Raw genomic sequence first — 7,671 nt, forward strand, 5'->3', positions numbered from 1 at the left:
ATTTCCACGCTTATTTATTTTCAATTTCATTGAACAATAATTGATAGGCCTGCGTCAATTTATGATCTGTAGCTAAATAAATCAACGGCAGATTTTTATGATGGGATTCTTTCATTAAGACAGACGGTGGCAACATAGTATTTAATACAGGCAAGCCTTCATCTTTCAACTGTTGAACGACTTCACGTGGCAATTTTGCTTGTGCTTGATATTGATTAACCACAATACCTTCAATTTCTAGACGATCATTATGATCATCTTGTGTTTCAATCACATTCTCAATTAATGTTTGCAAAGCACGTTTTGAAAATACATCGCAGTCAAATGGAATCAGTACACGATCTGCAGTAATGAGTGCCGAGAGTGTAAAAAAGTTAAATGCAGGTGGTGTATCAATAAAAATACGGTCATATTTACCTTTTAAGGTTTCAATGGCATCACGTAATTTATAAATTTTATGTTTACTGACCAATGCATGTTCAAGCGCACCCAAAGTTGGGCTAGCAGGTAAAACATCCAAATTTTTAAAAGGCGAACGATGAATATATTGATCAAAACCTTTATTTTTAGATTTTAATAACGAGCCAATTGCATTTCCAAGCAACCCTTTTTGTTGATTATTCCCCAATACATCATCAAAAAAATTTTCAATATTTGGCTCAAGCGCAGTTTTATCTGCTGAATAAGTTGCATCATCACCCAACAAATACTGACTTGAATTAGCTTGTGGATCAAGGTCAATCACCAGAGTCTTTAAACCTTGATGCGCACTCATTGCCGCAAGATTCACCGTAATACTTGATTTCCCCACACCACCTTTTTGGTTAAATACAACACGTGTCAGCATAGTTCCCTCAAAATTTTAATATTTTATCAATATGAAGTTTAATTGATTGCCTAACCTGTACTGATTTTTATGTCAGACAATCTTTAAAAAGTCTAATTAAACACAGGTTTAATGATGACCAATGAAATAATAGCAATCAATGCCACAGCACTGACAAAAAGACCTGCTCGGCGCTGTGCCAATAAAATTGTGTCATCTTTACGCCATGTTTTAATCAATGATGAAATCAGGACAAGGAACAAAACAATTTTGGCATAGAACCAAGGTTGAACCTGAAAATTATTCATAAATAGAAGAATTACACCCGTCAAAACGATCAAGGTATAAGACAAATGTTGCACAGCCACATAAGCTACCCGCCCTTTCGGATTGGGCTGATCATTTTGAATACCTGTAAAGAGTGTCAAAGCTCGCGCTAAAAAGACAATGATTGCAACACTCACACTTGTCATATGAATAATTTTAACGAGTAAATGTAAATCCATATTTATTCTCAAGCTTTAGGTGCGTGTGCACATTCTGGACTTGCAGGTGCTTCACCTTGCCATTCTTCAGGTACGTAAGCATGAATTGCCAAAGCATGAATTTTACCTGCTTCGAGTAACCCTGTTGCTGCTGCATAAATTTTTTGATGGCGCTGTACTAAGCGTAAGCCTTGAAAAATATCACTTACAATAATAACTTTAAAATGTGATTCTTTTCCGGGGAAATATCCACCATGACCCGATGATTCATTGATCACCTGTAAATGTGCAGGCTGTAGCGCATTTAACTGAGTAATCAGTTGTTGTTCTAGGCTCATAGAATTTCCTTACTGAAATGAACGATTGAAATAAAGTATAGCCTTTATTTCAATCTGCTCAAAATCTACAATTGGTAAAATACAATCGATTAAAAACTGAATCTGAAGCATTTTTCAGCATAAATTACTTTTTTCTAAGCAAATTTGGTTTTATTTTATGCAAATAGTGTATTCAGCTATAAAAAAATGTTGACCCTCTTGTTTCATACTGTATTATACACGGCATGCGGGAATAGCTCAGTTGGTAGAGCATAACCTTGCCAAGGTTGGGGTCGAGAGTTCGAGTCTCTTTTCCCGCTCCAAAATTTTTTCATCTGGTTTTTTATTTAAAAAATTGGGTAGACTCCGCGGGAATAGCTCAGTTGGTAGAGCATAACCTTGCCAAGGTTGGGGTCGAGAGTTCGAGTCTCTTTTCCCGCTCCAAAATTTTTTCATCTAGTTTTTTATTTAAAAAATTGGGTAGACTCCGCGGGAATAGCTCAGTTGGTAGAGCATAACCTTGCCAAGGTTGGGGTCGAGAGTTCGAGTCTCTTTTCCCGCTCCAAATTCAAAAACCCCAATTGAAAAATTGGGGTTTTTTTATTTTTTTAAATTGTTTTATAACGTATTTTAAAATTATAAATGAATTAAACATAAATTGATGTGTGCTGAATTAATAAGAGACTTTCACCTAGATGATTCCAAGTGATCAACTTATAAAAGTCCTCTTCCATTTAATTTAGTCTCTTATAATCTAAGCCTTTTTGAATTTCACCATGATAATCAAATAACTGAATGTACTTGGTAATATGTGCTTTAGCTTCCCCCCATTATTTTTCAAGTAACATAGTTACTATTTAATTACTATTGCTTTTATTTTTGGTTGAATTATATTCTTATAAATGAAGTTTTTATTTCCATAAGTTCCTATTAAGATATTTTAAATAATATTTTAATATCATAAACTTAACCAAAGGATATCAATAATGGCTAACCCTAAAAAAGAAGCAAAAGCAATAAAAATTGATATTGGTATTTCGCACAATGATCGAGAAAAAATTGTCGCGGGATTATCTAAATTACTTGCTGATAGCTATACTTTGTATTTAATGACACATAATTTTCATTGGAATGTGACAGGACCTCAGTTTAACAGTTTACATAATATGTTTATGGATCAATATACTGAACAATGGACTGCTTTAGATACAATAGCTGAACGTATTAGAGCATTGGGATTCCCTGCCCCTGGAACATACAAACAGTTTGTTAAATTGACTGCGATTAAGGAAGTCGAGGGTGTCCCTAAAGCAGAGGAGATGGTTAGCTTATTGGTGAATGCACATGAAACTGTTGCAAAAACAGCCAGAGCAATTTTTCCAATTGTCGATGAAGTAAACGATCAACCAACAGCAGACTTAATCACACAAAGACTTGAAATACATGAAAAGACTGCTTGGATGTTAAGAAGTACTCTAGAGTCTTAATAAATATAGAATTGTAAAGAGATTTTCAGAACAACCAAAGCAGCTAAGCCTCTCTAATAAACTGATTTAACTTACTGCTCAGGTCATTCATCACAACAAATCTATTTAAGAGATAGTAATAAAAAAGCTCAACATCCTGTTGGGCTTTTTTACATATTTGATGCTTTAGATACAACCCCTGTCGTAACTTTAAAATTCTTTGTTCTTTATCTTATTCTTATTCTTATTCTTATTCTTATTCTTTGGAGCATCCTACTCTCTATAGATTCATAATATAAAATTTGATTGGATCCCTATATTGCTAAATTCCCTAAATGATTGTACGCCTAGGTGTACACAACAATATAAACGTTATCTACATACTTATTCTTAGTCATTAGAACAAGTTTGAATAGTAAACTAAGTCTAGATTTTTATATTTTGAAAAATTATTTAAATAAAGAAAATGCTTAGCTATAACTTTTATTATTTTAGCCTTAAATCTGCTATATAAAACTTTTGTTTTTGCTCATGCTAAACTCCTGATGAGTATGTTTTGTTTACCAAGTTAAGTCCTCCATTTTTATCAATACATACTGATATAACAAAATAAGCATAAAACCTATCATTTTAAATTCAAGGAAGAAAAATGGAACTTTCATCAACAGTAGAAAATAGGCATACCGCGACAGATGAGATGCAACTCATTTTCGAAAAACAACGTATAGCTTTTAATGCTCAACCTTATCCTGACTACACCAATAGACGTCATAAATTAATCGAATTAAAAAAACAAATTATTCGTTATCAAGATGCCATTGCAACAGCAATTAATACAGATTTTGATTCACGCTCATTTCATGAATCAAAATTACTCGATATTCTTGGCTCCGTTTTAGAAACACAACATGCTATTCGCCATCTACGCCGTTGGATGAAACCAAGTAAACGTCACACGGAATTACTTTTTCTCTCAAATCGACTAGAAGTGCAATATCAACCCAAAGGTGTTATTGGCATTATTGTTCCATGGAATTTTCCAGTTTATCTCGCATTAGGACCCCTTGTAGCTGCAATCGCTGCAGGTAATAGAGTAATGATTAAACTGTCAGAGTTTACGCCTACCACCAATGCAAAGGTTAAGCAGATGCTCTCTGAAATATTCAGTGAAGATGAAGTAGCCGTTTTTGGTGAAGAAATCCAAGATCCTTCAAAATTTACATCCCTCGCCTTTAATCACATTGTCTTTACTGGCTCTCCAGCAGTCGGTCATATCGTAATGCGCACTGCAGCTGAAAATTTAACTCCAGTCACACTCGAACTTGGCGGTAAATCCCCTGCACTTGTGACCCGCAATTATGACATTACAGATGCAGCCAAACGAATTTTGCATGGCAAAGCAACAAATAGTGGACAAATTTGTGTTTCACCAGATTATGCGCTCATTCCTAAAGAAAACATTGATTCGTTTATTTCTGCCTGTAAAAATCAATTTACACATATGTTTGGGCAAAATATTGATGAAAGCCCCCATTACACATCTATTATCAATGAACGACATTTAAAGCGTATTCAAGCCATTCTCCAAGATGCTCAAGATAAAGGAGCACAAATCATTACCTGTGCTGACTATAATGTTGAGCATGCATCACGCCGTATGCCTGTACAACTCGTCATTAATTGCACACCTGACATGCGTATTATGCAAGAAGAACTATTCGGTCCTATTTTACCTATTATTGCTTATGACACTTTAGAACAAGCTATACAATATATCCAAAAGCATGAAAGACCTTTGGCACTTTACTGTTTTACTTTAAATACAAATGAACGTGATCATATTCTAAAAAATACACATTCAGGTGGCGTGACTGTAAATGATTGGGGCTGGCATGTTGTTAACCATGATGCACCTTTTGGTGGCATTGGAAATTCGGGCATGGGGACATATCACGGCATAGAAGGCTTTCGTGAGCTTTCACATGCAAAAACAGTTTTACATCGCCATCGTTTCTTTCCAACCCAATTGTTTTACCCACCCTATGGTACATTTATTCAGAAAATGATTTTACGTTTCTTCCTTAAAAAAGGTGATCCAAATATCTAAAAATTAAAATCAAACAATTAAAAAGAGAGCTTAAGCTCTCTTTTTAATTTAATTTAGATCAAACACTTAGAATACTAAATGATTGCCTTTCAACAGCTCATCAAGCGTAGTATTGGTATTTTGAAGAACAACCAATTCTTTCGCTTCATACTGAGTGCCTTTGGCATCAAGATCAATTTTGATCACAGTATTTGTACCTTTCTGTTCAACTGTTAGATATTCACTAATATTTGCTGATGTAACATTTTTGTTGCTCAGCAATGTAGATACATCAATTTTGTCACCTTGTACTTTCGAGAAGTCAGTCCAATAATCACCCTGATCCACAGTATTTAATGACGTAAATTTAACAGTATCAGCACCCGCACCCATTTCAAGCACATGCATGATTTGATCAGCACTAAATACATCACTTGCAGCAGAACCTTTCACATTGAATTGAGCATTCACTTCTAGATGAGCTGTCTGAGTCTCACCATTGCCCGCAACAACTTTATATACAAAATCATCAGAACCCGCAGTTCCTTTATTTTGTGTATATGTATATGAACCATCAGCTTTCATGAGTAATGAACCAAACTTACCACTCACTGTAAGACCCGTTGCTGATACATCCTTAAATGTAAGACCACCATCTGTTGAAACTGATAATTTTTTCCCGAAACCAAGTGAATCCTTACCAATCGTATCAACACCTTCACCTGTGAAGATATTACCTGTTGCAGTACCAAAGCTATCAATCGTCCATTTATCTGGTGAGGTCGTTTGAACTGTTACATTTGTATCAAATTTCTGTGCAAGGAAGCTAGATGAATACAGACCGCCATTCGTTTGGAAGTTCACACGATATTGACCAGCATCTGTTACTTTCACTGTTTGTTCAAATACTGTTGTACTTGACGAAACCGAACCAACAAAACCATAAGATTTTGAACCACTCGCACCAGATACATTCACCCATTGACCAGTTTGTGCATTGTATTTCTGCAACTGCCAATTGAATGTAGTCTTAGATGGATCGGTATAGCATCCTGTTGCTGATTTAAAATCAACTTTAATACTCGTTTCACCAGTATTACCAACAGTGAATGTATTTGAATTGATACTTGCAATTTTGCATGATTGAGCCGATAACAATCCCGAATCAACATTTGTACTTGTTACAGCTGTACTTTGTTTCACGGTACCAATAACAAAATCAGTATCATCATTTAATTGCAACATCGTCGCTGGTTTAGATGGATTCGTTGGATCCCATTTCAGGTTCACTTCATCTGCACCAATTTGTACATAAACTTTTGCTGTAGATGCATTACCATTTTTATCTGTAATTGTATAAGTGAAGGTATCAACCTGCCCTACAACTTTTACATCTTTATTTGGTGTGTATGTATATGAACCATCAGCATTGATCAGCATCGTCCCATATTTACCAACAAGTGTTGCTTTACCTGCCGTTGGAACATTAACCGAAGCACCCGTATCTGAAACCAATTTAGTCAAAGTTGTGCCTGTTGGTACAACATCGTCAACCATTAAATTACCAGAAACTGGATTCGCTTTGATTGCTTCCAAATCACTTGAAGTCGTTGTCGTATTTTGAGTCACTGATAATTTATTGCCAGATAAAATACCAAATAGTGTCGTATCTTCAGCAACAACTTTATAATTACCCGCGTCTAGTGATTTAACCTGTAGACCTGTTGATTCTGAAAACAAGAAGAACTTATTAAATAATCCTTTATCCTTAGAATCAGCAACTTTTTGCCATACACCTGTAGCACTTTGCTTATATAGTGTCACTTTAATGCCATCAAGGAATGAAGCAAGAGATGTATTATATGCCTTGATATTTACAGTTGAAGTTTGATTTGGATTAACTGAGAAATTAACTTCAGCAGATTTTGTACCGCAAATAGGAATACCCAAGAATGTTCCTAAAGAGCCAAATCCAACAGATGTTGTTTTGCTTGTTGTCGTAGACACGTAACCCAAATCTACATCAGCATGTACCACATCTGAATTTGCCATCAAAAGTGTTGGAGCTTGAACAAATTTAGCATCACCAGTATTACCATGTGCATCTGTTGCTTTTGCACTAAACCCTTCACCTGAGCCAAATGGTTTAGAAAAAGTTACACTGAAACTACCATTTGCATCAGCTGTTGTATTTGCAATAACTTTACCAGCAGCATCTTTAATTTCAACTTTAGCATAGCCTTCAGTTGTACCTGAAAGCACATCACCTTTAGCACTAAACTCTAGCGTATTAATTTGAGGCGGTGTTAAATCTGGTGCTTGTGCATTTGTCGCAGGTGATTTACCACCCGCATCTGATGCTGTAACGGTAACCGTTTCACCATCTTTCTGTGGCACATCTAGTTTTACAAAATAATCACCATTTGCATCTGTTTTGTCCGTACCAATTACTTTACCAGTCGTATCTTTAACTTCGATGTCGCTGTTCGGC

The 7,671-nt window shown here is 35.5% G+C and carries 6 protein-coding genes and 3 tRNA genes; 5 read left to right on the top strand and 4 right to left on the bottom strand.

What is annotated here, in order from left to right:
- Positions 1–10: 10 nt before the first annotated feature.
- From FW754_RS15085 to FW754_RS15095, 3 genes are all read right to left on the bottom strand, one after another.
- A complete protein-coding gene (locus FW754_RS15085; RefSeq protein ID WP_446325097.1) occupies positions 11–847 on the bottom strand; it encodes a ParA family protein in 837 nt (278 codons plus the stop codon).
- Between the two features lie 92 nt (positions 848–939).
- Positions 940–1,332, bottom strand: coding sequence for a SirB2 family protein (locus FW754_RS15090; protein ID WP_419349046.1), 393 nt, complete (start codon positions 1,330–1,332; stop codon positions 940–942).
- Between the two features lie 8 nt (positions 1,333–1,340).
- Positions 1,341–1,649 carry a BolA family protein gene (locus FW754_RS15095; protein WP_409512579.1) on the bottom strand — a complete coding sequence of 103 codons (309 nt, stop codon included), beginning with the start codon at positions 1,647–1,649 and terminating at the stop codon, positions 1,341–1,343.
- 226 nt (positions 1,650–1,875) lie between these two features.
- Between FW754_RS15095 and FW754_RS15100 the strand changes: the two genes are divergently transcribed.
- From FW754_RS15100 to FW754_RS15120, 5 genes are all read left to right on the top strand, one after another.
- Positions 1,876–1,951 (top strand) — tRNA-Gly (locus FW754_RS15100).
- 45 nt (positions 1,952–1,996) lie between these two features.
- Positions 1,997–2,072 (top strand) — tRNA-Gly (locus tag FW754_RS15105).
- Between the two features lie 45 nt (positions 2,073–2,117).
- Positions 2,118–2,193: transfer RNA gene (locus FW754_RS15110), tRNA-Gly, on the top strand.
- A 421-nt stretch (positions 2,194–2,614) separates the two neighbouring features.
- Entirely contained in the window at positions 2,615–3,115 is a 501-nt protein-coding gene (locus tag FW754_RS15115; RefSeq protein ID WP_446325098.1) for a Dps family protein, read from the top strand.
- Positions 3,116–3,743: 628 nt separating this feature from the next.
- Positions 3,744–5,201 (top strand): coniferyl aldehyde dehydrogenase, encoded by a 1,458-nt coding sequence (locus FW754_RS15120; RefSeq protein WP_446325099.1) that lies wholly within the window; start codon positions 3,744–3,746, stop codon positions 5,199–5,201.
- A gap of 66 nt (positions 5,202–5,267) precedes the next feature.
- On the opposite strand, the gene FW754_RS15125 is transcribed toward FW754_RS15120, so the two are convergent.
- A partial coding sequence (locus FW754_RS15125; protein ID WP_446325100.1) for a BapA/Bap/LapF family large adhesin occupies positions 5,268–7,671 on the bottom strand: 2,404 nt, incomplete at its 5' end.

The organism is Acinetobacter sp. 1207_04, assembly GCF_052850415.1.

Coding starts and splice junctions, on each gene's coding strand:
- FW754_RS15120 (WP_446325099.1), top strand. CDS start 3,744: ATGGAACTTTCATCAACAGTAGAAAATAGGCATACCGCGACAGATGAG.
- FW754_RS15085 (WP_446325097.1), bottom strand. CDS start 847: ATGCTGACACGTGTTGTATTTAACCAAAAAGGTGGTGTGGGGAAATCA.
- FW754_RS15090 (WP_419349046.1), bottom strand. CDS start 1,332: ATGGATTTACATTTACTCGTTAAAATTATTCATATGACAAGTGTGAGT.
- FW754_RS15095 (WP_409512579.1), bottom strand. CDS start 1,649: ATGAGCCTAGAACAACAACTGATTACTCAGTTAAATGCGCTACAGCCT.
- FW754_RS15115 (WP_446325098.1), top strand. CDS start 2,615: ATGGCTAACCCTAAAAAAGAAGCAAAAGCAATAAAAATTGATATTGGT.